General features: G+C 65.5%; 26 protein-coding genes. 12 read left to right on the forward strand and 14 right to left on the reverse strand.

Going from position 1 to position 23,271, the window contains the following annotated elements:
* Positions 1-4 precede the first annotated feature (4 nt).
* The 13 genes from pcaG to ACIPUB_RS05875 all read right to left on the reverse strand — a co-directional run bounded on the left by pcaG (position 5) and on the right by ACIPUB_RS05875 (position 10,821).
* Entirely contained in the window at positions 5-583 is a 579-nt protein-coding gene (gene pcaG, locus ACIPUB_RS05815; protein ID WP_407606511.1) for a protocatechuate 3,4-dioxygenase subunit alpha, read from the reverse strand.
* Positions 583-1,416 (reverse strand): protocatechuate 3,4-dioxygenase subunit beta, encoded by an 834-nt coding sequence (gene pcaH, locus ACIPUB_RS05820; protein ID WP_407606512.1) that lies wholly within the window; start codon positions 1,414-1,416, stop codon positions 583-585. The genes pcaG and pcaH overlap by 1 nt, the downstream gene beginning before the upstream one ends.
* Before the next feature lie 65 nt (positions 1,417-1,481).
* Positions 1,482-2,672, reverse strand: coding sequence for a 4-hydroxybenzoate 3-monooxygenase (locus ACIPUB_RS05825; RefSeq protein ID WP_407606513.1), 1,191 nt, complete (start codon positions 2,670-2,672; stop codon positions 1,482-1,484).
* Between the two features lie 243 nt (positions 2,673-2,915).
* Positions 2,916-3,551, reverse strand: a complete 636-nt coding sequence (locus ACIPUB_RS05830) for a TetR/AcrR family transcriptional regulator (protein WP_407606514.1) — start codon at positions 3,549-3,551, stop codon at positions 2,916-2,918.
* Complete coding sequence (locus ACIPUB_RS05835) at positions 3,541-4,293, reverse strand: tyrosine-protein phosphatase (protein WP_407606515.1); 753 nt, start codon at positions 4,291-4,293, stop codon at positions 3,541-3,543. The genes ACIPUB_RS05830 and ACIPUB_RS05835 overlap by 11 nt, the downstream gene beginning before the upstream one ends.
* Positions 4,293-5,126 carry a phosphonate ABC transporter, permease protein PhnE gene (gene phnE / locus ACIPUB_RS05840; protein ID WP_407606516.1) on the reverse strand — a complete coding sequence of 278 codons (834 nt, stop codon included), beginning with the start codon at positions 5,124-5,126 and terminating at the stop codon, positions 4,293-4,295. Before phnE ends, ACIPUB_RS05835 begins: the two co-directional genes overlap by 1 nt.
* Positions 5,113-5,961 carry a phosphonate ABC transporter ATP-binding protein gene (gene phnC / locus ACIPUB_RS05845; RefSeq protein WP_407606517.1) on the reverse strand — a complete coding sequence of 283 codons (849 nt, stop codon included), beginning with the start codon at positions 5,959-5,961 and terminating at the stop codon, positions 5,113-5,115. The genes phnE and phnC overlap by 14 nt, the downstream gene beginning before the upstream one ends.
* Positions 5,958-6,860: a phosphate/phosphite/phosphonate ABC transporter substrate-binding protein gene (phnD, locus tag ACIPUB_RS05850; RefSeq protein ID WP_407606518.1), complete on the reverse strand. Its 903-nt coding sequence runs from the start codon at positions 6,858-6,860 to the stop codon at positions 5,958-5,960. Before phnD ends, phnC begins: the two co-directional genes overlap by 4 nt.
* A 269-nt stretch (positions 6,861-7,129) precedes the next feature.
* A complete protein-coding gene (locus ACIPUB_RS05855) occupies positions 7,130-8,176 on the reverse strand; it encodes a sulfate/molybdate ABC transporter ATP-binding protein (RefSeq protein WP_407606519.1) in 1,047 nt (348 codons plus the stop codon).
* Positions 8,173-9,024, reverse strand: coding sequence for an ABC transporter permease (locus tag ACIPUB_RS05860; protein WP_407606520.1), 852 nt, complete (start codon positions 9,022-9,024; stop codon positions 8,173-8,175). Before ACIPUB_RS05860 ends, ACIPUB_RS05855 begins: the two co-directional genes overlap by 4 nt.
* Positions 9,002-9,787 (reverse strand): molybdate ABC transporter substrate-binding protein, encoded by a 786-nt coding sequence (gene modA / locus ACIPUB_RS05865; protein WP_407606521.1) that lies wholly within the window; start codon positions 9,785-9,787, stop codon positions 9,002-9,004. Before modA ends, ACIPUB_RS05860 begins: the two co-directional genes overlap by 23 nt.
* Entirely contained in the window at positions 9,784-10,194 is a 411-nt protein-coding gene (locus tag ACIPUB_RS05870; protein ID WP_264268650.1) for a molybdopterin-binding protein, read from the reverse strand. Before ACIPUB_RS05870 ends, modA begins: the two co-directional genes overlap by 4 nt.
* A gap of 159 nt (positions 10,195-10,353) precedes the next feature.
* Positions 10,354-10,821 (reverse strand): MarR family winged helix-turn-helix transcriptional regulator, encoded by a 468-nt coding sequence (locus ACIPUB_RS05875; RefSeq protein WP_264268651.1) that lies wholly within the window; start codon positions 10,819-10,821, stop codon positions 10,354-10,356.
* A 128-nt stretch (positions 10,822-10,949) separates the two neighbouring features.
* On the opposite strand from ACIPUB_RS05875, the gene ACIPUB_RS05880 reads away from it, so the two are divergent.
* The 10 genes from ACIPUB_RS05880 (at position 10,950) to ACIPUB_RS05925 (ending at position 20,795) form a co-directional block, all read left to right on the forward strand.
* Positions 10,950-11,876: an SDR family oxidoreductase gene (locus ACIPUB_RS05880; protein WP_407606522.1), complete on the forward strand. Its 927-nt coding sequence runs from the start codon at positions 10,950-10,952 to the stop codon at positions 11,874-11,876.
* A 20-nt stretch (positions 11,877-11,896) separates the two neighbouring features.
* Complete coding sequence (locus ACIPUB_RS05885) at positions 11,897-12,790, forward strand: amidohydrolase family protein (RefSeq protein WP_407606523.1); 894 nt, start codon at positions 11,897-11,899, stop codon at positions 12,788-12,790.
* Positions 12,787-13,974 carry an acyl-CoA dehydrogenase family protein gene (locus ACIPUB_RS05890; protein WP_407606524.1) on the forward strand — a complete coding sequence of 396 codons (1,188 nt, stop codon included), beginning with the start codon at positions 12,787-12,789 and terminating at the stop codon, positions 13,972-13,974. The genes ACIPUB_RS05885 and ACIPUB_RS05890 overlap by 4 nt, the downstream gene beginning before the upstream one ends.
* A gap of 69 nt (positions 13,975-14,043) precedes the next feature.
* The gene (locus ACIPUB_RS05895) at positions 14,044-14,499 is read left to right on the forward strand and encodes a MaoC family dehydratase (protein WP_407606525.1); all 456 of its coding nucleotides are present in this window, start codon (positions 14,044-14,046) and stop codon (positions 14,497-14,499) included.
* A gap of 229 nt (positions 14,500-14,728) precedes the next feature.
* Positions 14,729-15,727 (forward strand): ABC transporter substrate-binding protein, encoded by a 999-nt coding sequence (locus tag ACIPUB_RS05900; RefSeq protein ID WP_407606526.1) that lies wholly within the window; start codon positions 14,729-14,731, stop codon positions 15,725-15,727.
* Between the two features lie 65 nt (positions 15,728-15,792).
* Positions 15,793-17,337: an o-succinylbenzoate--CoA ligase gene (gene menE, locus ACIPUB_RS05905; RefSeq protein WP_407606527.1), complete on the forward strand. Its 1,545-nt coding sequence runs from the start codon at positions 15,793-15,795 to the stop codon at positions 17,335-17,337.
* Positions 17,338-17,352: 15 nt separating this feature from the next.
* Complete coding sequence (locus ACIPUB_RS05910; protein WP_407606528.1) at positions 17,353-18,333, forward strand: ABC transporter substrate-binding protein; 981 nt, start codon at positions 17,353-17,355, stop codon at positions 18,331-18,333.
* Positions 18,333-19,172 carry an ABC transporter permease gene (locus tag ACIPUB_RS05915; RefSeq protein WP_407606598.1) on the forward strand — a complete coding sequence of 280 codons (840 nt, stop codon included), beginning with the start codon at positions 18,333-18,335 and terminating at the stop codon, positions 19,170-19,172. The genes ACIPUB_RS05910 and ACIPUB_RS05915 overlap by 1 nt, the downstream gene beginning before the upstream one ends.
* Positions 19,169-19,942 (forward strand): ABC transporter permease, encoded by a 774-nt coding sequence (locus ACIPUB_RS05920; RefSeq protein ID WP_407606529.1) that lies wholly within the window; start codon positions 19,169-19,171, stop codon positions 19,940-19,942. Before ACIPUB_RS05915 ends, ACIPUB_RS05920 begins: the two co-directional genes overlap by 4 nt.
* Entirely contained in the window at positions 19,932-20,795 is an 864-nt protein-coding gene (locus tag ACIPUB_RS05925) for an ABC transporter ATP-binding protein (protein ID WP_407606530.1), read from the forward strand. The genes ACIPUB_RS05920 and ACIPUB_RS05925 overlap by 11 nt, the downstream gene beginning before the upstream one ends.
* Positions 20,796-20,934: 139 nt before the next feature.
* On the opposite strand, the gene ACIPUB_RS05930 is transcribed toward ACIPUB_RS05925, so the two are convergent.
* The gene (locus tag ACIPUB_RS05930; protein ID WP_407606531.1) at positions 20,935-21,288 is read right to left on the reverse strand and encodes an ArsR/SmtB family transcription factor; all 354 of its coding nucleotides are present in this window, start codon (positions 21,286-21,288) and stop codon (positions 20,935-20,937) included.
* Between the two features lie 129 nt (positions 21,289-21,417).
* On the opposite strand from ACIPUB_RS05930, the gene ACIPUB_RS05935 reads away from it, so the two are divergent.
* Together ACIPUB_RS05935 and ACIPUB_RS05940 are read left to right on the forward strand one after the other, a co-directional pair.
* Positions 21,418-22,509, forward strand: a complete 1,092-nt coding sequence (locus tag ACIPUB_RS05935) for an NADH:flavin oxidoreductase/NADH oxidase (RefSeq protein WP_407606532.1) — start codon at positions 21,418-21,420, stop codon at positions 22,507-22,509.
* Between the two features lie 53 nt (positions 22,510-22,562).
* On the forward strand, positions 22,563-23,231 hold the full coding sequence (locus tag ACIPUB_RS05940; RefSeq protein WP_407606533.1) for an NAD(P)-binding oxidoreductase: 669 nt from the start codon (positions 22,563-22,565) through the stop codon (positions 23,229-23,231).
* Positions 23,232-23,271 lie beyond the last annotated feature (40 nt).

Here is a 23,271-nt window from a genome sequence, read left to right on the forward strand (position 1 = left end):
TTGGCTAGCTCTCGCGCGGGTAGGAGAGGAACACGGTTTCGTCCTCGCCCTGGAGCGAAATGTCGAAGCGCAGCGAGCCGTCGGCCTCGCGGGTGGCGATCAGCGTCTTGCGCTGTGCCTCGTCCAGCGAGGAGAGCAGCGGATCGCTGGCCAGTGCCGCGGTGTCCTCCGGCAGGTAGATGCGCGTGAACAGGCGGTTGAGCAGGCCGCGGGCGAACACCGTGAGCATGATGAACGGCGCCTTGCCGGCCTCGGTGGCCCCGGGGTTCAGCGTGGTGAAGGTGTAGTGCCCGACGTTGTCCACGGCGGTGCGGCCCCAGCCGGTGAAGGTGTAGCCGTCGCGCACCAGCGAGCCGTCCTTGGAGACGATGTTGCCCTGCTCATCGGCCTGCCAGATTTCCAGCAGGGCGTCGGGGATCACGGTGCCGGCACCGTCGGTGACCACGCCGTGCAGGCGGACCGAGGCAGGGTGGGCCTGGTTGACCAGCTCGTTGTCCTTCTCAAAGGGCAGCGCGTAGCCGTAGAACGGGCCGATGGTCTGGCCCGGGGTGGGCATGAGCTTGAGTTCAGGAGCATTCGACATTAGTGGTCCCCTTCTTCGTCTTCCATCCAGGTCCGGTTGGACCCGGTGAGCACGATGTCCCAGTTGTAGCCGGTGGCCCATTCGTGGCTGGTGATCGAGTGGTCGTAGGTGGCGACCAGGCGGTCGCGGGCGTCGGCATCGGTGATGGCCTGGTAGATCGGGTCCAGGGAGAAGAGCGGGTCGCCCGGGAAGTACATCTGGGTGATCATGCGCTGGGTGAAGTCGGTGCCGAAGAGCGAGAAGTGGATGTGCGCCGGGCGCCAGGCGTTGTGGTGGTTCTTCCACGGGTACGGGGCCGGCTTGATGGTGGTGAAGGAGTACTCGCCGTTCGGGCCGGTGATCGCTCGGCCCACGCCGGTGAAGTTCGGGTCGATCGGGGCGGGGTGCTGGTCGCGCTTGTGGATGTAGCGTCCGGCCGCGTTGGCCTGCCAGATTTCCACCAGCTGTCCGGCCACCGGGCGGCCGTCTCCATCGAGCACGCGACCGGCGACCACGATGCGCTCGCCGATCGGCTCGCCGTTGTGCTGGATGGTCAGGTCGGACTCCAGGACGTGCACGTCGCGCTCGCCGAAGGCGGGGGAGTGCAACTCGATGGTCTCGGGGTCCACGTGGTGCAGGTTCTTGGTGGGGTGGCGCAGCAGCGAGGAGCGGTAGGGCGCGAAGTCGATGCGCGGCTGCGTCTCGGCCTTCTTCCCGTCGACGATCGACTGGCGGTAGGCCGCGTGGATGTCGGTGATTTCCTTGCTGATGGATTCCTGCGAGACGGCTGTGGCTGCGGGATCCAATACGTGGGAATCGTTGAACGTCTCATTCACTGTGGTTTCGGTGCTCACTGCGTGCTCCTTTCGGTGGTGGGTGCGTGCGGGTGTAATGAAGAAAAGAAAAATGTCGGCGAAGCCTAGGAATGCGGCCAGCCCGTGTAGGACTCGGCCAGGTACTGCTGGCCGTAGCGCGAGGACACCACGGTGTCGAGCTCGCCGAGCGCACGCTTGGCCATGAACGGGTCGGCGTCCACCGGGGTGTGCAGCATCGAGGTCATCCAGTAGGAGAAGTTCTGCGCCTTCCACACGCGCTTCAGGGCCAGATCCGAATAGCCGTGCAGCAGCGCGGAGTCCTTGGTCGAGTAGTAGGAGTCGATGGCCTCGAAGAGCACCTTGACGTCGGCGAAGGCCAGGTTCAGGCCCTTGGCGCCGGTGGGCGGGACGGTGTGCCCGGCATCGCCGATGAGGAACATCCGGCCGTGCGAGAGCGGTTCGCGCACAAACGAGCGGAACTTCAGCACGGTCTTGTCGAAGATGTTTCCGGTCTTCAGGGTGAAGCCGTCGGGCCCGTCGACGCGGCGCTGCAGCTCGGACCAGATCCGGTCATCGCTCCAGGTGTTGACGTCCTCGTTCGGATCGCACTGGAAGTACATGCGCTGGACGGTCTCGGACCGCTGGGAAATCAGCGCGAAGCCGTGCGGGGAGTTGGCGTAGATGAGCTCGGGTGCGCTCTTGGGGGCCTCGGTGAGGATGCCGAACCAGGCGAAGGGGTACTCGATCTTGAAGTCCTGGGTTCCGGGCACCGCGCGGCGGCAGAAGCTGCGCGAGCCGTCGGCGCCGACCAAGATGTCGCAGTGCACCTCGAAGCCGTTGCCCTCGGCGTCGGTGAAGTGGAACTTCGGGGTCTCGGTTTCCAGGTCGAAGACCGCGGTGACCTCGGAGGAGTAGCGCACATCCCCGGCATCGCGTGTTCGGGCGGCGGCGAGGTCGACGAAGACCTCGTTCTGGGCGTAGAGCGTGACGGTGGCATCGACCAGGTCGGTGAAGTCCAACGGGTGGGATTCGCCGTTGAAGCGCAGGTCGATCCCGGCGTGCTCGTCCCCGTGGGTGAGTACCCGTCCGTCGACACCGGTGTCGGTGAGCATCTTGACCGAGCCCGCCTCTAGGATGCCGGCGCGGTGGGTGTTGCGGATGGTCTCGTGGTCCCGTGACTCGACCACGATGTTCTCTACATTGCTCTTGGCCAAAAGGTGCGAGAGTATCAGCCCGGCGGGGCCGCCGCCGACGATGCCGACCTGGGTCTTGAGGATGGTGCGCGCTGTGGCCATAAGGGGTTCGCGTTCCTTCGGTGCGGCGGGAGATCGCAGGTGCATTCGAACGTCGTTGTGTCGATTGCACCCGGCGGGGAACCCGGAGTGTGAGGTATCTGCATCCAGTCTGTGGGCGCGGCCACCAAAGAACCACGCCGCGTCTCATTGAATAAGAATTCTTGATTGGGGGCTGGTGGCCCTCGCCCTCTTGCCCCGAAGGCACGGGAAACAGCCGGCCCCGGCGAAGGGGCCGGCTGTTTCCTAGGTCGCGGCGATGCCGAGAAAAAGCATGCGGATGGCCTGGCCGACCCGTTCCCGGCTTTCGAGATTCCCGCCATCGGGGCGAACCACGGTCTGGTAGTAGGCGGCGCCGTTGATGAGATCCAGTGCGACTTCCAGGTTGGCGTCGGCCCGGATTTCCCCTGTTTCCTTGCCTCGTTCAAGGAGGGCGAGGGACGCGGCTCGGCGCCGGCGGACGTGTCGTTCCCAATAGGCCTGCTGCAATGCCTTGTCCCTCAGGCCCAGGGCCAGGCGCTGGTTGATCAGCCGATTTCCCTCCACGGAGGTATCGATCTCCAGCAGGACCTGTTCATAGGATGCGACCATTGTCTCCAGGACGGTGTCGCGTTCGGCGTGCTCGATCGACCGACGGTCGGCGTCGAGGGCCGCGACGACGACGGCCTGCCGGTTCTCCCAGCGCCGGTAGATCGCCGCGCGGCTGGCGCCGCTGCGCTCAACGAGTTCGGCGAGGGTGAAGTCCTCGCCGAGAGGTTTCTCGCCCAGCAGGTCGACGGCGGCGCGCAGGACCCGTTCCGCGATTGCCGAGTCGCGCGGGCGTCCCACGGGCCGGGACTCGCCGACGCCTTGTTCCGTCGCCGTCTCGGTATCAGTTTTCAATGAGCCGCTCCCGCAGCCGTGCGGTCGTTTCGGCACGGTGGCCCGCTCGCTCTAGGACGGCCACAGGTCCGCCGTCGCGCTCCAGCTCGGCGAGCATACCCGCCATGCTGCCGGCGTGCGCCCCGAGCATCGGGTGGCCGGCCGCTCGCTCCGGGTACCCGTCGATGGCAACTGCACTGCGCATTGACTCAAGGCGGGCCAACACCGCCGGGACATTGGCGTGGGTGGCGGCGTAGTCCTCGATGATTGTTTCCGGTTGTGCGCCGAGCACCGAGAGGATGGCAGCGGCCAGGACTCCGGTGCGGTCCTTGCCCGCGGCGCAGTGGAAGAGCACGCCCCCGGGGGCGTCGGCGATCAGGATCAGCGCCTCGACCAACTGCGGTGCCCGGCCGCGGAACAACTGTGCGTACCAGGTGCCGACGTCCGCCGGGGTCTTGGTCGACGCGAACAATGCTGCCAGTGCCTGCGGGTCGGCGGAATCGTCGGTGAGCGGCAGGTGGTGCCTGGCCAGCGGGGGTCCGTCGGCGGGGCAGCTGCCGCTGCGCTCGACTTCGCCGGCCGAACGCAGGTCCAGGATGGTGCCCAGCCCGGACGCGGCGAGAGAGGCGATTTGGTCGGCCGGCGCGGACGCGATGTCATCGGCGCGCCACAGCATCCGGCAGCGCAGCCGGCCACCGGCCACCGGCAGATGGCCGAGGTCGCGCAGGTTTGCCAGGGGGGAAACAAGGGGTGTGAGAGTCATCAGCTCAGCTTCTTTCTGACCAATGCGCTGGCGCGGTCGATGAGGGTCACCAGGACCACGATGGAAATGATGATGGCGAACATGTGGCCGTAGTCGTACAGCCGCATGGCATTGGTCAGTTCCAGGCCGATGCCGCCGGCGCCGACCAGCCCGAGCACCGTTGCGCCGCGGACGTTGCCCTCGAAGAGCAGCAGGGTGTAACTGACCAGCAGTGGTGAGGCCTGCGGCAGCACGCCGTAGCGGATCACCTGTCCGCGGGTTGCCCCGGAGGCGCGCAGCGCATTGAGCGGTGCCTCGGGCACAGACTCCATGGATTCGGCGTACATCTTCCCGATCGACCCGATGGATCCCAGGATGATTGCCAGGATTCCGGCGAACGGGCCCAGGCCCACGGCCGAGACGAACATAAGCGCGAAGATCAGGTCGGGTATCGACCGCAGGACGTTCAGCACGCCGCGGGTGAGCGTGTAAAGCCAGGCGGGCGCGATATTCGATGCCGCACCGAATGCCGCCAGCAGGGACAGGAGTGCTCCGATCAGGGTGCCGACGACTGCCATCTGCACGGTCTCCGCCAGGAGGTCCAGCACAACGTCCATCTTGTCGAAGGTCGGCGGCCACATGCGCACCAGGTAGTCGCCCATCTTCGGAAGTCCGTCGGCAAGGCGTTGCAGGCTGAAACCGGAACCGTCCATTGACCACCAGACGGCAATGGCCGCCACGGCAATCGCGATGATCCCGGAAGGGCCGGGGGCCTGGAAGGGGCGGGAAAGCCGCAACCGGTCCCGCTCGTCAAGGGCGGGGAGCCGGGCCGGCTTGGTGTCAGTGCTCTTCATCGTCTTCGCTTTCCTGCCCATAGATGTCGGTGACCATTTCCGGTGTCAGTGCGTCGACCGAACCGGTGTGCCGTACCTGCCCCGCCTCGAGGGCGACAAACCTGTCGGCGTAGCGGACTGCCAGATCCACCACGTGGAGGCTGACCACCACGGGGATGGAATCCTCGCGGGCAATGCGGCGCATCAGGCGCAGCACGGAGCCCGCCAGCCGCGGATCCAGGGATGCAACGGGTTCGTCGGCCAGGATGATGCGGGGTTCCTGCATGAGGGCGCGGGCGATGGCAACGCGCTGCTGCTGCCCGCCGGAGAGGCTGTCGGCGCGCTGACGGGCCTTGTCGGCCAAGCCCACTCGGTCAAGCAGTTCCAGGGCACGTTGGCGTTGGCGCCGCGGGAAGATTCCCAGCGCGTTGGCCGGACCGGCGTCGTGGAGCCCGCCGGTGAGCACGTTGGTCAGTGCGCTGAGCTGCGGGACCAAGTTGAAGTGCTGGAAGACGTAGCCGACCTTGGAGCGAAGTTGCCTCAGTTGGGCGCCGGATGCTCCAAGCACGTCCTGCCCGTCGATGGTCAGTTGCGCGGCGGAGGCCGGGGCCATGCCGGTGGCCGCCTTCATGAAGGTGGATTTGCCGGAGCCCGAATGGCCAAGCAGGGCCACCACCTCACCCGGGCGAACGTCCAAGGTGAAACGCTCAAGGGCAGTGAAGCCGTTGGGGTAGGTGACGCGCAGGTCCTTGGCGACCAGCACGGGAGCAGGCAAATAGGTTTCGGCCTCAGGGGAAGCGGCCGCGGTGGCGTACCGTGTCGCGGATTGTCCCGCCGGGGGAAGATTGAGGGTCACCGCATGTCCTCGAGGTCAACGCCGACGTTCTCGGCAACCTTGAGCAGCGGCTCGTAGGGCGCGATGCCGGGGTTCTTAACGTACTCGGTGGCCCCGCCAAGGGTGAGGATCTCCGGGTTGTTGGTCATCTTTTCGGGCAGCGTGTCCAGCAGCTGCTGGCGGGTTTCTTCGGGCAAGTCGGGGCTGACCACGATGCCGATGCCAACCGGGATGGGGGCGGTCTCGCCGATCAGCTGCAGGTCACTCTTCTTCAGGGCGCCGGATTCGATGATCCGCTCCGCGATGGAGGAACAAGCGACGTCAACGGAGCCATTGACCATGGCCAGCAGTGCGGAGTCGTGGCCGCCGGCGAAAGCGGATTTGTAGTCTTCCCCGTCAATCAGGCCGTTGTCGGCCAGCAGCGACTTGGGCATGAAATAGCCGGTGGTGGATCCGGGATCGACGAAGGAGACTGTCTTTCCGGCGACGTCCGCGATCGATTCGATGCCGCTTCCCGGCTTCGAATAGCAATACGATGCAGGCTTCGTTGCGTCCTTGTTCCAGACGATGAGCGGATCCACCGAGCCGTTCTTGACGGCTAGGGCGGTGGAGAACGGGCTCATGACCGCCACGTCGACGTGGCCCTGGCGCACTGCCTCGACCACCCCCAGGTAGTCGGCAGGCATCTCGCGGGTGACTTCCTTTCCTGTTGCCTCGGCGATGAAGCCCTGGATGACCTTGGCTTCGGAGAGGATGTCCGGGTCGTCGGTGCCCGGGGGCATCGCAAAGACCAAGGTGTTGCCGGCGGCGGCCGCATCGGCGGCGGACGTGGCACTGCCGCAGGCGGAAAGGACGAACGTGCCGGCAGCGAGTATGGCTGCAGCGCAAGCAAGGCGTTGGGCGCGTTTGGCGGAAGACATGGAAGGGCCTTTCTCGAGTGTGGGGGGGGCGTCGGGCAGTGGCGATGCCTGGGCCCGAATCGCTGCCGGCGGGGAACGCTGCCGGCACTATCGAGAATGGCAGTCCGATATTGCCGAGAATTACGAGAACGGAAGACTCGAAATGTCGTGGAGTTGAACATTCAACGACGCTGATCCAATCGCCGCTTGCGAAGTGCGTTCATTGCCCGCGGAGTCGGTTCCCCCCGGACCCGTTTTCAGTCCCGGCGTAGCGGGAGGTCTCCGGAAAATCAGGAGGCGTAAATGGTGACTGCGGTGGCCTTGAGCACGAAGTAGGCGCGGGTCCCGGGCACCAGTCCGAGGTCGGTGAGCGCGGCCGGGGTGATGTCGGCCGCCAGCTCCCCGGCACGCACCCTGATGGCGTCGCCGTGGGGTTCAAGGTCGGTGACGGTTGCCTCGAGCATGTTGCGCGGGCTTCCGTGCGGTGGATCCAGATACACCGAGACGGCGGAAGCGGGGAATGCCGCGGCCGCGTTCTCGCCGGGGACCAGCTCGGTTTCACGGGTGCCGAAGATCCGCCCGAAGGCCGTGTCGATTCCATCCTCGTGGGCGGTGCCGGTGACCAGGTTCAGCCCGGCGAGCCCGGCGGCGAAGCGGGATCGCGGCCGGCCGAGCACTTGGCGGGTCGGGCCCGATTCGGTGACGCGACCATTCTCCAGGATGACGACCTTGTCTGCCAGCATCAGCGCATCGAGGATGTCGTGGGTGATGATGATGGCGCTGCGGTCGGCAAGGACGTGTTTGAGCAGTCGGCGCATCAAGGGCGCGGCGTGGATGTCCAAGGCCGCCATGGGTTCGTCGAGCAGCAGCAGGTCGGGTCCCGCTGACAGCGCCCGGGCGACCGCGACCCGCTGCGCCTGTCCTCCGGACAGTTCGCCGGGCTTCCGTGCGGCTAGGGTCTGGGTGTCCGTGGCTTCGAGCCACTGGCGGGCCGCCGCCTTGGATTTGGCTGCGCCGGCGCCCTTGCTCCGCGGACCGAACGCGACGTTCTCGAGGACGCTCAGGTGCGGAAAGAGCAGGGGTTCCTGCGCAAGCAACGCGGTGCCCCGCGCGTGCGGCGCCACCCATTGCGGGCGCACGGAGTCGAGGTCAAAGAGCGTGCGCTCGCCGATGGAAGCTGTTCCCGAATCCGGGCGCAGCAGCCCGGCCATGATCGAGAGCAATGTCGACTTGCCGGCCCCGTTCGGTCCCAAGACCGCCAGGGTCTCGCCCCGGGCAAGGTCCAGGGAGACGTTGAAATTCCGCACGGTGAGCTTCGCCTCGAAGTGGATCGTCACAGTGCCGTCCCCTGCATGGACTTCTTCTGGCGGCTGCCGCCATAGGACAGTGCCACCACGATGACGGCCACGGCAACCAGCATCAGGGACAGTGCCACAGCGGCATCGGCGTCGGTCTCGCGCTGCAGGTAGATTTCCAGCGGCAGGGTCCGGGTGACGCCCTGCAGGGATCCGGCAAAGGTCAGCGTGGCCCCGAACTCCCCGAGACTGCGCGCAAAGGAGAGTACCGCGCCGGAGGCCAGGCCGGGCAGCACCAGAGGCAGGCTCACGCGGCGCAGCACCGTGGTGGGGCGGGCGCCCAGGGTTGCGGCAACGGCCTCGTACTTTCCGCCCGCGCTGCGCAGCGCGCCCTCGAGGCTGACGACCAGGAAGGGCAAGGCGACAAAGGTCTGGGCCAGGATCACGGCGGTGGTGGAGAACGCAATCTGGATTCCCGCAATCTCAAGGCTGCGGCCCAGCAGGCCCTGACGCCCGAAGGTGTAAAGCAGGGCGATGCCGCCGACCACGGGCGGCAACACCAGTGGCAGGAGTACGAAGGCACGCAGTACCCGCTGGCCGGGGAAGTTCCCGCGGGCCAGCACCAGCGCCAACGGAACGCCCAGGACGATGCACAGCGCGGTGCTTGCCGCCGAGGTGCGCAGGCTCAGGCCCAGCGCCGTCAGCGAGGATTCCGAGGTGATCAGGGGGATGAACTGGGACCACTTGACCTTGGCCAGCATGGCCACCAGCGGGAGTATGACAAACGCGGCGCCGACACACGCCAGTGCATAGATCCATGGGGGAACGGCGGTGTACCCGGCCCCGCCGCGTATGGAGTTCGAGCGGCTACGGAGTTCCAAAACCGGCATCGGTGAGGACCTTCCTGCCTTCGGGTCCGGCCACGAATTTCGTGAACGTATTGGCCAGATTCTTGTTGGGGCTGGTGGCGACAGTGGTGATGGGGTAGGCGTTGACCGCCGTTTTGGACTCGGCGAACTTGATTCCCTTGACCTTGTTGCCAGCGGTCAGGACGTCCGTGACATAGACCAGCCCGGCATCCGCCTCGCCGCTGGTCACCTTGCCCATCACATCGGTGACCGAGGATTCCTCGCTGACGGGTGCAAGGGGAGTCTCCGCGGCTTCTTCCACGGCCGTGGCGGCAATGCCGCAGGGAACCTGGGGCGCGCATATCACGACCTTCACCCCCGGAGTTGCAAGGTCTGAAAACGTGGCGATCGAGGCCGGGTTGTCCGGCGGGACCGCGATGGCCAGGGTATTGGTGGCGAAGATTGTGGGCGCGCCGTCGACGAGACCCGCCGCGGAAAGCTTGTCCATGTTGCTTGGGTCGGCCGACGCGAACACATCGGCGGGTGCTCCGGCGGAGATTTGGGTGACGAGGTCAGAGGACCCGGCGAAGTTCAGCCCGATCGCCGTGCCCGGGTGTTTCGCCTCGAATCCTTCCGCGATCTCGGTAAACGGGGCCTTCAGCGAGGCCGCGGCAAAGACGGTGATTTCCCCGCTCGGGCCCGCGTCGGCCGGCGGTGGCTGGGCGGGGGATGCGCATCCGGCCAGTCCCGGGACCCATGCCAAGGCGAGGACGATTGCAGCGCCGATCCTGCGGCGGGCGCTCATGTCGCCGTCTTTCCCTGCGGGGATTCGATGATGACGGTGGTCGCCTTGACCACTGCCGTGGCGATCGATCCCAGCTCGAGTCCCAGTTCGCGGGCGGCTTCGCTGCTCATCAGCGACACGACGCGAAACGGGCCGCATTGCAGCTCGACCTGGGCCATGACGGTATCCATGGTGATGCCGGTGACCAATCCGACGAACCTATTGCGGGCCGAGGACCCAACCAGCGACTGGTCATCGGGGAGCTGGGCCTGGCTGCGTGCCAGTTGGGCAAGCTCGAGTCCGTCCACGGCCACGCGACCGGAATCGTCCTTATGCGCGGTAAGGGTTCCGTTGTCGGTCCAGCGGCGAATGGTGTCGTCGCTGACTCCGAGGAAGCGGGCTGCTTCGGAGACTCGAATTTTCGGCATGATTCAATAATGCCTCATATGCGGTGATTTGAGGTTGAAATCGCCGCAAATTCCAAATGGGGAGTTTGGTGACGAGGCCAGACGTTGCTGCAGAGGGACGGGTGGTTCCTTCGTTGCGCAGTGGGTCGGGGCTGCGCGGGCTTTGCCGGGGGACTCGGTCTAGTCGCGGAAGGCAATGCGCGAGAGCAGTTCGCGCAGGGTCTCTTGTTCGGGCTTGCTCAGCATCGCCATGGCAATGGCTTCACCTTCGGCCGTGGCCGTCCGTGCCTTCTTGTAAAGCTGCTCTCCGGCCTTCGTCCCGGTGATGACCTTCGAGCGGCGGTCGTTGGGGTCGGCGGTCCGCTCGACCAGCCCCTCGCCCTCCAGCGCGTCCACCAGCGGCACGATCTGGCTCGGATCCAGCGAAAGGAATTCCGCCAGTTCGCGCTGCGTGGGTGCCAGCCCGCTGCAGGCCAGCGAGAGCACCGAGTAGGAGCGGACCTTTAGTCCCAGTGGGGCCAGGAGCCTGTTGGCGCGTGCCGATCCCAGTGAGCGGGTGCGGGCGGTGAGGAACTCGATGTCCCCCGCCAGTTCGCTGGCCAGGAATCGATCAATGGTGTTCATGGTGGTGCCCGGCTTGGTCGCCATGCTGCTGCCCCTCGGGATTGATAAGAAACTTAATCGTTGACTTTATCAAGAGTTTAAGTTGTTATGTATATAGCAAGGTTCCCACGACAGGGTCGGCGGGGGCAATAACTACCCTCGAAGGAGCAGACATGTCACTGGCTGGAAAAGTTGCAATCGTTACCGGCAGCGGCCGCGGACTCGGCCTGAGCTACGCACAAGAACTGGCCCGCCAGGGTGCCGCAGTGGTCATCAACGACGTCGATGCAGACGTGGCCGCCGAGGCCGTAGCCTCGATCAACGCGGCGGGCGGCAAGGCCGTGTCGGTCGTGGCCCCCGTCGGTTCCACCGAAACCGCCAAGGCGCTCGTGGCCTCCGCCGTGGAAAACTTCGGACGCCTGGACATCCTGGTGACCAATGCCGGCGTGCTGCGCGACAAGTCGATCCTGAAGATGACCGACGAGGACTTCGATACGGTCATTAACGTGCACCTGCGCGGCACCTTCACCTGCGTCCGCGAGGCCTACGGGTACTTCAAGGAAAACAACATCGCCGGTCGCATCATCACCATCGGCTCGCCCACCGGCCAGCGCGGGAACTTCGGCCAGACCAACTACGCCGCCGCCAAGGCCGGCATCGTGGGCATGGTCCGCACCTGGGCCATGGAAATGAAGCGCGCCGGGGTCACCGTCAACGCCGTCATCCCGGTGGCCGCCACCGCCATGACCAAGACCGTTCCGTTCTTCGCCAAGGCCGTGGAGGCCGACGAGCGCGGCGAAGCCATGCCGGACTTCTTCCGCAAGGAACTGGGCTTCGGCACCGCCGACGACGTTGCCGGGCTCATCGCCTTCCTGGCTTCCGAGGAAGCCGGACAGATCACCGGACAGGCCATCGGCGCCGGCGGAGACCGCCTGCAGCTGTGGAGCCACCCCGAGGCCATCGCCTCGGAGTTCAACGACGGCGGCTGGGACTACGAGACCTTGCAGGAACGCTTCCCGTTCGCGGGCAACCTGCAGTCGGTCGGGGAGACGTTCCCGGAGCTGCCCGCCGAGCTGCAGCCCGAACCGGCCGCCAAGTAGCAAAGGTACCCCGGCACACCATGAGCATCCGCTATGAATCCAGGATCGACCTCGACGCCATCACCGCCATCGACATGCATGTGCATCTCGAGGTCGACGAATGCGGGCACAAGGCCATGCCCGAGGACCTCTTCGAGGCCTCGGCCGCGTACTTCAAGTCCGAGGAACGCACGCCTTCGGTGGATCGCATCGCCGAGGTCTACCGCGAGGCGAAGATGGCCGCGGTGCTCTTTACCGTCGATGCCCGCACCGCGCTGGGCCACGAGCCGAACTCCATCGACGATCTGGTCGCGGGGGCCGCGCGCAACAACGACGTGCTGATCCCCTTCGGCTCGGTCGACCCGCGCACCGGTCCGGCCGCGATCACCGAGGCGCGCCGCCAGGCCACCGAGCTGGGTGTGCGCGGCTTCAAGTTCCACCCCTCGGTCCAGGGCTTTGACCCCTCAAGCGAGGATTTCTATCCGCTGTGGGCGGCGTTGGAAGAGCTCGGGCTGCCGTGCATTTTCCACACGGGCCAGAACGGCATGGGTGCCGGGCTGCCCGGCGGGCGGGGCATCAAGCTGCGCTATTCCAATCCGCTGCTGCTCGACGACGTGGCCGCGGACTTCCCGGGGCTCACCATCATCATGGCCCACCCCTCGGTCCCGTGGCAGGACGAGGCTAACTCGATCGCCACGCACAAGGCCAACGTGTTCATCGATCTCTCGGGCTGGAGCCCTAAGTACTTCCCCGAATCCCTGGTGAAGATGAGCAACAACGTGCTTTCCAGCAAGGTCCTCTTCGGCACCGACTACCCACTGATCACCCCGCAGAAGTGGCTCGGCGCCTTCGCGGGACTGCCATTGAAGGACGAGGTGCGCCCGTTGATCCTCAAGGACAACGCGGTGCGTGTGCTGGGAATGGGCAAGTCATGACCGACTTCTATCCCAGTGACCAGTACGGCTTCGCCCGGTTGCTTTCAGACGCCGAGCGCGCCGCCCTGCTGCGCCTGCGCTCCGTGCTGGATGAGCACGTGCGTCCGGTGGTCAACGACTACTGGGACCGCGGGGAGTTCCCGGAAGCGATCATTGACCCGCTGGTTGAACTGGACATGATGCGTCCGGCCGAGGTGCTGGCGGCCGGTGAAAAGGTCCGCGGACTCTTCGGCGGCTTCAGGAACTTTGAGCTGGCCCGCGTGGATGCCTCGGTCGTCACCTTCTACAACGCCCAGTCCGGGCTGTTCCGCACCACGGTGAACCTGGGCGGCAGTGCCGAACAGGTCGCCGAGCTGGACCCGCGGATCGCCTCGTACGAGTACAAGGGCGTCTTCGCGCTCACCGAACCGGAACACGGATCGGACATTGCCGGGGGGCTGGAAACCTCTGCCACCTTCGAGCCCGGGGCCGACGGCGGGCACTGGATCATCAGCGGGGCCAAGCGCTGGATCGGGGGAGCGGCCCAGGCCGACGTTCTGGCGGTCTTCGCCCGCGACACCGCGGACGCCAAGGTCAAGTGCTTCCTGGTGCCCACCGACGCCCCTGGGGTGAAACTGAGCAAGATCGAGCGCAAGACGTCCTTGCGGATCATGCAGAACGCCGACATCGAGCTTGCGGACGTGCGCGTGCCCGACTCGGCGCGGCTGGCAAACATCAACTCGTTCGCCGACGTCGCCGCCTGCCTGCGCAACATGCGCTCGGATGTCGCCTGGATCGCGGCCGGCGCCGCGGCCGGCGCGTACGAGGCGGCTTTGAAGTACGTCACCGAGCGCCACCAGTTCGGCAAACCGCTGGCTTCCTTCCAGTTGATCCAGGAAAAGCTGGCCACGATGCTCACCAACGTGACGGCGTCCCTGGCCGTCGTGGTCAGTCTGACCCAGGCGCAGGACGAGGGCATCTACAAGGACGAGAACTCCGCCATGGCCAAGATGTTCACCGCCCGCATGCTGCGCGAGACCGCAGCCTTGGCGCGTGAGGTCTGCGGGGGCAACGGCATCGTGCTCGACTTCGACGTTGCCCGCTTCCACGCCGATGCCGAGGCCATCTACTCCTATGAGGGCACCGACGAGATCAATGCATTGATCCTGGGCCGGGCCATCACCGGCATCGGGGCCTTCCGCTAGGCGGTCACGGCACCATTTAGCTCTTTTCAAACAATTCAAGACCAACCACCTTTAAAAGGAGTACCCAACATGGGCCAGACAGTTCTTTCCTACGAGCAGCTTGCAACCGCCGCCGGCACCGACCTGGGATACAGCGAATTCCGCACCGTGACCCAGGAGCAGGTCAATACCTTTGCCGACGCGACCGACGACCACCAGTGGATCCACACCGACCCGGAAAAGGCCAAGAACGGACCCTTCGGCGGACCGATTGCCCACGGATACCTTTCGCTGAGCCTTCAGATCGCGTTCTGGTCCGAGCTTTTTGATGTCACCGACGTCTCCACCCGCGTCAACTACGGCCTGGACAAGGTCCGTTTCCCGTCCCCGGTGCCGGTGGGTGCACAGATCCGCATGAAGGCAACCATCGCCGAGGTCGAAGAGGTCAAGGGCGGCTACCAGATTGCCGTTGACCAGGTGGTCGAGGTCGAGGGCGCCCCGAAGCCCGCCGTCGTTTCCCGCGGCATCTACCGGTTCTACGCCTAGGAATCGTGTCAGTGGCCGGGACCGCCTGCGGGTGGTCCCGGTCGTTGTCGTATCCGCGCACAGCTGCAGGCCGAATATAACGTCACATTCGGCGACCCCAGGTGCACAGAAGTGACAACTATTGATTTATTCAATGATTGTGTTTAGATTGTCTTATGTGGCAGGGGTCACAACTACTCGCGGTTGGGGCGTAGGTGCCTGGGCCATCATTTTTCACCAAGGAGCATTCATGAAGAAGCGGCTGTCTACCATTCTCGCCGGGGCATCGATTGCGGCGCTCGCACTGACCGGCTGCGGCCAGGGATCACCCTCCGGTTCCTCGGCTACCGACTCGGGCTCGGCCGCGGCTTCGGGTTCCGATGGGCTGACCAAGGTGGTCGTCGGGGTCCTTCCCATCGCACCGTCCGTCGCGGTGAAGTACGGAATCGACAATGGCATCTTTGAGAAGCACGGCCTGGACGTCGAACTGACGACCAGCTCCGCCGGCGCGGCGATGCTTCCGGCAGTTTCCACCGGCGACCTGAATTTCGCGGTCGGCAATCCGCTTTCCGTGCTGACCGCGGTGGACAAGGGCCTGGACATGAAGATCGTGTCGGGTTACTCCGACTCCAAGGCCGAGGGCGATGACATCAACGGCGTGGTCGTGCGAGCCGATTCCGGGATCAACAACTTTGCCGACCTCGCCGGCAAGACCACCTCGGTCAACGCGCTGAAGACCCAAGGCGACCTGACCATCATGGAATCCGCCGCCATTGACGGTGGGGACCCGAGCGCCCTGAAGTTCTCCGAGATGCCTTTCCCGGACATGGAAGCCCAGCTGGAACGCAAGAACATGGACGGCGTCTGGCTCCCGGAACCGTTCCTCTCCAAGGCCCTGGCCAACCCGGACAACAAGCTGCTGGGCTACCCAAACCAGAAGGCCATCCCCGGTCTGCCGACCATGGTCAGCTTCACCAGTGGCAAGTTCGCCCAGGACAAGCCTGAAGTCGTCGCCGACTTCAAAGCGGCCATGACCGAGACGCTCGAAACCGCCGAAGGAGACCAAGCCGGGGCGAAGGCCCTGCTGCCGGAGTTCATGAAGATGGATGCCAAGGTGGCGGAAAACCTGAAAATGGAGACTTGGGACGGCGTGGTTCCCAGCGAGCAGCTGACCAAGCTGGCCGAACTCGCCTCCAAGCACGGGTTCCTCTCCGAGGCACCTGATGTCGCGGCCATGACGGTCAATTAGTTCCCACGACCACAACGTACGAAGAAGGTGTGCCGGCCATGCGGCCGGCACCCGGGAAGGCGCCCATGCTCAACCAAGGCCTCGGCGGCTGGATCCACAAGCGCCGCGTCAAGTCGCACGACAACGCGGCCGTCATCGAAGGCGAGAAGTCGCTGAGCTATGCGCAGCTGGCGACCCGCATCGATAGGCTGGCCAATGCGCTGCGCGCACTGGGCGTGGTCAAGGGAAGCCGCGTGGCCTACCTGGGCAACAACCACTCCGCATTCCTGGAAACCCTTTTTGCCTGCGGCGGCATCGGTGCCATCTTCGTTCCACTCAACACCCGGCTGAGCCCGCGTGAACTGAACTACGCGCTGGCCGACTCGGGCAGCACCGTGCTGATCAACCCGGTCTCCCTCGATGACCTTGCGCTGGCCGCCATGGACGAAGGCCCCGTGGAGCACCACCTGGTGCTCGAGGACGAGCCGGGGGCCGACTCGGCATACGAGCGCGCACTGGCTGCGGCGGATTCCGGATACGTGGATGCCGCCGTGGACCACGAGGACCCCGCCATCATCCTGTACACCTCCGGAACTACCGGGCGGCCCAAGGGTGCGGTGCTGACCCACGGGAACATGACCTGGAATTCGCTGAACGTCCTGGTCGACTACGACGTGACCAGCGATGCCAAGGCCCTGATGATCGCGCCGATGTTCCACGTCGCCTCGTTGGGCATGGGAGCGCTGCCGACCCTGCTCAAGGGCGGCACACTGGTGCTGCAGGACAGGTTCGAGCCATCATCGGTGTTGGCGGCGATCGAACGCCACTCGATCACCTCGCTTTCAGGGGTCCCCACCACCTATCAGATGCTGGCCGAGCACGCCGACTGGGCCACCACCGACATCTCGTCGCTGCGCATGCTCACCTGTGGAGGGTCGGCGGTTCCGATGCGCGTGCTTGAGGCCTACGAAGCGCGGGGACTGGGCTTCTCCGGCGGATACGGAATGACGGAGACCGCCCCTGGAACGACCTCCCTGCAGGCCGAACGCTCCCGGTCCAAGGCCGGGTCCGCGGGTTTGCCGCACTTCTTCACCGACGTGAAGATCGTTGATCCCTCGGGGGCCGAGCTGCCGGCCGGTGAGGCCGGCGAGATCCTGATCTCGGGCCCGAACGTGATCAAGGAATACTGGCAGCTCCCGGAGGCCAGCGAAGCGGCCTTCATCAACGGGAACTGGTTCCGTTCCGGGGACATGGGGTACCTGGACGACGAGGGATTCCTGTACATCTCCGACCGACTCAAGGACATGATCATTTCGGGTGGGGAAAACATCTACCCGGCGGAGGTGGAACAGGCCATCATGGAGCTAGAAGGCGTGGCTTCGGTGGCCGTCATCGGCGTCCCGGATGAGAAGTGGGGCGAGGTGCCGCGGGCCGTCGTGGTCCCGGTTCAGGGCATGTCCATCACTGAATTCGAAATCAAGGAGCACCTGGCCGGACGCCTGGCCAAATACAAGATCCCCCGCACGGTGGTCCTCACGGACGACTTCCCACGCACTGCCAGCGGCAAGATCCGCAAAACCGACCTTCGCAAGACCTTCGGTGGGACCACCCCACCGGCACACATTCTCTAAGGACAAAGAAGCACCATGAAAAACAAACTCACACTCGCAGTCGCCGCCTTGGGGATCTTCGCATTGAGCGCTTGCGGCTCCGGCTCGCCCAGCGGCTCTGCCGATGGCTCCGCCGCCGAATCCGGAGGCGCCGGCCTGGAAAAGATCACCGTCGGTGTGATCCCGATCGTGGACACGGCCCCGATCTTCCTCGGCGATTCGAAGGGCTTCTTTGAAGAGGAGGGCCTGGACCTGGACATCCAGACCGCCACCGGCGGCTCGGCCATCGTGCCGGGGATCCAGTCCGGAAGCTACGACTTCGCCTTCTCCAACTACGTTTCGCTCATGGTCGCCAACGACAAGGGCCTGAGCATGAAGGTCGTCGCGAACGGCGTCACCACCTCCGGGAACGCTGACGGGGACTTCGGGGCCGTGGTGGTCAACGAGGATTCCCCGATCAAGACTCCCAAGGACCTGGCCGGCAAGAAGGTCTCGGTCAACAACCTCTCCAACATCGGCGACATCACCGTTTCCCAGGTCGTCAAGGATGACGGTGGAGACCCGAGCACCGTCGACTTTGTGGAGGTCCCGTTCCCGGATGCACCGGCTGCCCTGGAAAACGGCATCGTGGATGCCGCCTGGATTCTTGACCCGTTCCTGGTCCAGGCCAAGGGCGACGGTGCGCGGGTTGTGAGCAACAACTTCGCCGACTTCGACCCCGAGCTGGACATCGCCGGCTACTTCACCTCCGCCGAGAAGGTCGCCGCGGAGCCGGAGCAGACGGCCAAGTTCCAGCGCGCCATGAACAAGTCGCTCGAATATGCCCAGGAGAACCCGCAGGAGGTCCGCGACATCGTGGGAACGTACACCAAAATCGATGAGGGAACCCGAGGAAAGCTCGTGCTGCCGCGCTACCGCGTGGACATCAACACCGAAGCAGCACAGAAGCTTGGCGACGCGGCCCAGGAATTCGGTGCCATCGCCAAGCCGGTTGACTTGGAAAGCCTGCTTCCGTGATGACGCAGGTAACCGAACCAACCTCGCGCGCCGCGGCGAAGGCCAGGGCCACCCGCGCGCCATCCAAGGGATGGCCGAAGTGGGCGCTGGGGCTGATCGGCATCGTGGTGTTCCTGGGGTTGTGGGAGCTGATGCCGGCCCTTGGCGTGGTGCAGGCGCGGTATTTGCCACCCGCTTCCGAGGTCATCGCTGCCCTGGTCACGGATCTGGGGTTGACGGCGTTTTGGGTTGCCGTGGGTGACACGATGTTGGCCTGGGCCATCGGATTGGCGATCGCGGTGGTGGCGGCGCTGGTGCTGGGCCTGGTCATTGGGGTGTCGCCGTTCCTGCGGCGCTTCACGAACTCCAGCATCGAGTTCCTACGCCCGATCCCGTCGGTAGCCTTGATTCCGCTGGCGGTGCTGCTCTTTGGCATCAAGATCGAGTCCTCGCTGCTGCTGATCGTTTACGCCTGCTTCTGGCAGGTGCTGATCCAGGTGCTTTACGGGGTGGCGGATGTGGACAACGTCGCGATGCAGACGGCCCGCTCCTACGGGTTCTCCTATGTGCAGCGGGTGCGGGACGTCGTGTTCCCCACGATGCTGCCGTATTTGATGACCGGTATCCGGTTGGCCGCCGCGGTGGCGCTGATCCTGGCGATCACCGCGGAGCTGCTGATTGGGACCCCGGGGTTGGGCAAGGAGATTGCCCTGGCCCAGTCCGGCGGCGCGATTTCCGGGATGTATGCGCTGATCCTGGCCACCGGGTTCCTGGGTGTGGCCATCAACGGCGTGACGCGTGTGGTGGAGAAGCGGGTCCTGTCCTGGCACCCGTCCGTTCGTGGGGAGGCCACGGTATGAAAACGCTGAAGTCCATGGGCTACCTGCTGGGGTTGCCGCTAATCCTGCTGGCCTGGTGGTGGCTGGCCACCTCGGGCGAACCGAACTTCTTCGTCCCCACCCCCGCCAAGCTGGTGGAAACCTTCATTGACACCTGGTTCGGGGAACGGATCCTCACCGACGTGCTGCCAAGCATCATGCGCCTTCTGGTCGGCGTGCTCAGCGCGATCGTCCTCGGCGTGGTGTTGGGGCTCGCGGTCGGCCTGAACCGCACCCTGCGTGCGGTGACCGAGCCGGTCTTCGAGTTCTTCCGGGCGCTGCCGCCGCCGGTGCTGGTTCCGGTGCTGATGCTGCTGGTGGGCATCAACGACGGCATGAAGATCGCCGTGATCATTTCCGGGTGCGTCTGGCCGGTGCTGCTGAACACCATCGAGGGCGTGCGTTCCATCGACCCGGTGCAGAACGAAACCTCGCGTTCCTACGGGATCACAGGGTTCTCCCGGATCCGGTACCAGATCCTGCCCGCGGCAACCCCCACCATCATGGCCGGGGTCCGCCAGGCGCTGTCCATCGGATTGATCCTGATGGTCATCTCCGAGATGTTTGCCTCGTCCTCCGGACTGGGGTTCACCATCGTGCAGTTCCAGCGTTCCTTCGCGGTCCCGGAGATGTGGTCCGGCATCGTGGTGCTGGGCCTGATCGGCGTGGCCCTGTCCTTTATCTTCCAATGGGTCCAACGGCGCGTACTGCGCTGGTACCACGGCCTGAAAGAGGTTGAAAATGCTGTCTAAGAACCCCACATCCCACAAAGGCGGGCGTACCCTGCCCGAGGGCGAGGCACTGCTCTCGGTGCGGAACCTGAAAAAGGTCTACCACACCGATGCCGGTGACATCGAGGCGGTGCGGAACCTGACCTTCGACCTGGGCCGCGGCGAGCTGGTGTGCCTGGTCGGGCCCTCGGGCTCGGGCAAGACGACGCTGCTCAAGTGCATTGCCGGGCTGATGAATTCCACCGAGGGCGAGGTGCTGCTTGATGGCCAGAAGGTCACCGGCCCGCCGAAGAAGATGGCGGTCGTGTTCCAGGAATACGGGCGCTCCCTGTTCCCGTGGCTGCGCGTAGCGGAGAACGTCGAGCTGCCGCTGAAGAACGCCGGTGTTCCCAAGGAGGAACGCAAGCGCCTGGTGGCCGAGGCCTTGGAAGCGGTGGGGCTGGACCATGTGCCCAAGTCCTACCCGTGGCAGCTCTCCGGCGGCATGCAGCAGCGCGTGGCGATCGCCCGCGCGGTGGCGTACCAGCCCGAGGTGCTTTTGATGGACGAGCCCTTCGCGGCCGTCGATGCGCAGACGCGTGCGGACCTGGAAGACCTGATCCGCAGGGTCTGGAAGAAGCTCGGGGTGACGGTCCTGTTCGTCACCCACGACATCGACGAATCCATCTACCTGGGCGAGCGCGTCATCATCCTGTCCTCCTCGCCGACGATCGTGCAGGAAGACATCGTGATCGACCTTCCGGCCGAACGCGACCAGCTCGAGACCCGGTCCCTGCCGCGCTTCACCGAGCTGCGCCACCACGTCTACGCGGAGATCCAGAAGGCGAAGCAGGGGCACCGCCCCGAGGAAGCCATCACCATGGTCGCCAAGTAGCGAGGCCCCGGCCCTGCAGCAGTGATGCCGGCCGCCCGCCATCCTGGTAATCCGGGAATGGAGGGTGGCCGGCGTCTTTTTTGTTTTCCGGCAGGAGGGAAGATGCAATGCGGCGGGGGACTACGGACGCCGCGCGGAGCTATGCGTCGCCGGTGCGCGGCTCGGTGGCAGACCGGTCGCGGGCGAGGCATTCGGCGTCGATGACCGCGCCGAGCAGGCCGGGGAAACGTGTGTCAACGTCCTGACGGCGCAAGGTGTTCAGGATCGCGGTGCCCGCGTAGCGCTGGGTGATCAGCCCGGCTTCGCGCAACACGCGGAAGTGGTGGGTCGAGGTGGACTTGCTCACCGGCAGTTCGAAGGCGATGCATGCCTGGTCGTCGTGGCCCTGCGAAAGCTGGGCGATGATTTCGCGTCGCACCGGGTCGGCCAATGCCGCCAGGACCGTGTCCAAGGACAACGTGGTGACTTCGGGATGGGGCAACTCTCGCGCCACGTCTGGCCTCCGGACTCGACTGGTGATGAATCCCGCGCATCGCGGCTTCCCACCCATTCTATCTTGTTGTACGGCCGTCATCGTTGTACGATCGCTAGCGTACTACTTTGATCCACGGAGGAGCCCCACATGCCAAAACTGTTCGACCCGATCCGGATCAGGGATCTGGAAGTCCCCAACCGCGTGTGGATGTCACCGATGTGCACCTACACCGCGGCGCCACAGCAGGGACTTGCCGGCCGTCCCGTCGACTTCCACTATTCGCACTACACGAACCGTGCCGCCGGAGGCGTGGGCCTGGTGATGGTCGAAGCGACCGGAGTGCTGCCGGAAGGGCGGATCTCCCCGTACGACCTGGGACTGTGGGAAGACGGGCAAATCGACGACTTCACTCGCCTGGCCGCCGGCATCCGCGCCAACGGGGCGGTGGCAGGCATCCAGCTCGCACACGCGGGCCGCAAGGCCTCCGTCGATCGACCCTGGCAGGGCGGGGCACCCCTCGATGAATCGCAGCATGGTTGGGCGCCGGTGGCCCCCAGCGCGCTCGCCTTCCCCGGATACCCCGTGCCCCGCGAGCTGACGCGGGCGCAGATCGCTGCAACCGTGGCGGCCTTCGCCGATGCAGCGCTGAGGGCCGACGCCGCGGGATTCGATGTCATCGAGATCCATGCCGCGCACGGGTACCTGCTGCACTCCTTCCTCTCGCCGATCTCCAACCAGCGCACCGACGAGTACGGCGGCGCGCTTCAAAACCGTGCCCGCATTGTCCTGGAGGTCATCGACGCGGTGCGCGCGGTGTGGCCGGTGGACAAACCGGTGTTCCTGCGCGTCTCGACCACCGACTGGGTCCAGGAAAACCCCGGAGATGACCGTGATTCCTGGACTCTCGAGCAGAGCGTGCAGCTGGCCACATGGGCTGCCGAACACGGCGTCGATCTCATCGATGCCTCCTCGGGCGGCCTCGATGTGGTTCCGATCCCGCGGGACAGGGACTACCAGACCCGCAAGGCGGCAGTCGTGCGGTCCGAGTCCGGTGTTCCGACAGCCGCGGTCGGCCGCATCGAGGACCCCGCTTTCGCCGAGGAACTTGTCGTTTCCGGTGGCGTCGATGCGGTGTTCGTGGGCCGTGCCCTGCTGCGCAACCCGTCGTGGGCCAATGATGCGGCGCTCGAGCTGGGTGCAAGCCCGCGGTTCATAGAGCAGTACGCCTACACCCTGTAATCCCGAACGACTTGGCGCCTAAGTTGGGTCAACACGTGGAAAAGAACCAAGACATGAAGGTATTCCAGATCGGTGCAGCAGGTGGCGTGGGACGTCGCCTCTCGGCACTGCTTGCCGCCCGCGGCGTGGCGGCAACGGGGATGCACCGCAAGCCCGAGCAGGCCCAAGCCATCACGAAGACCGGGGCGATCCCGGTGCCAGGTGACCTGATCACCGACAGTGTCAAGGAATTGGCCGCGAAGATGGCCGGGCATGACGCCGTGGTGTTTTCCGCCGGCGCCCACAGCACCGGAATGGACCAGACATCCCTGATCGACGGGAAGGGGCTGGAGAAGGCCGCCGATGCCGCGGCGCTGGCCGGCGCATCCCGTTTTGTACTCGTCTCGGCCTTCCCCGAATCCGAGCGGGGCAAGGACCCAAGCGAGGGCTTTGAGCATTACATGCGGGTTAAGAAGGCCGCCGACATCCATCTGGCCCACACCGACCTGGACTGGGTCATCGTGCGCCCCGGATTGTTGCGCGACGAGGACGGCGACGGATTGGTGACCGCCGGACCGGCGATCGCCTACGGGGACGTGCGGCGCGGCAACGTCGCGGCGTTCATCGACGCGGCACTGCACGAACCCGGGCTGTCACGGGTCATCGTCGAGCTCACCGACGGGTCCACACCGGTGGCCGACGCGGCGGCACGGATCGCCGCCTCCACCGGCGCACGCCGGTAGGCAGAACCCCAAGTGGCCGCCGTTCCCACGCTTGGGAACG

The organism is Paeniglutamicibacter sp. ORCA_105, assembly GCF_045798545.1.
GTDB classification, from domain to species: domain Bacteria; phylum Actinomycetota; class Actinomycetes; order Actinomycetales; family Micrococcaceae; genus Paeniglutamicibacter; species Paeniglutamicibacter sulfureus.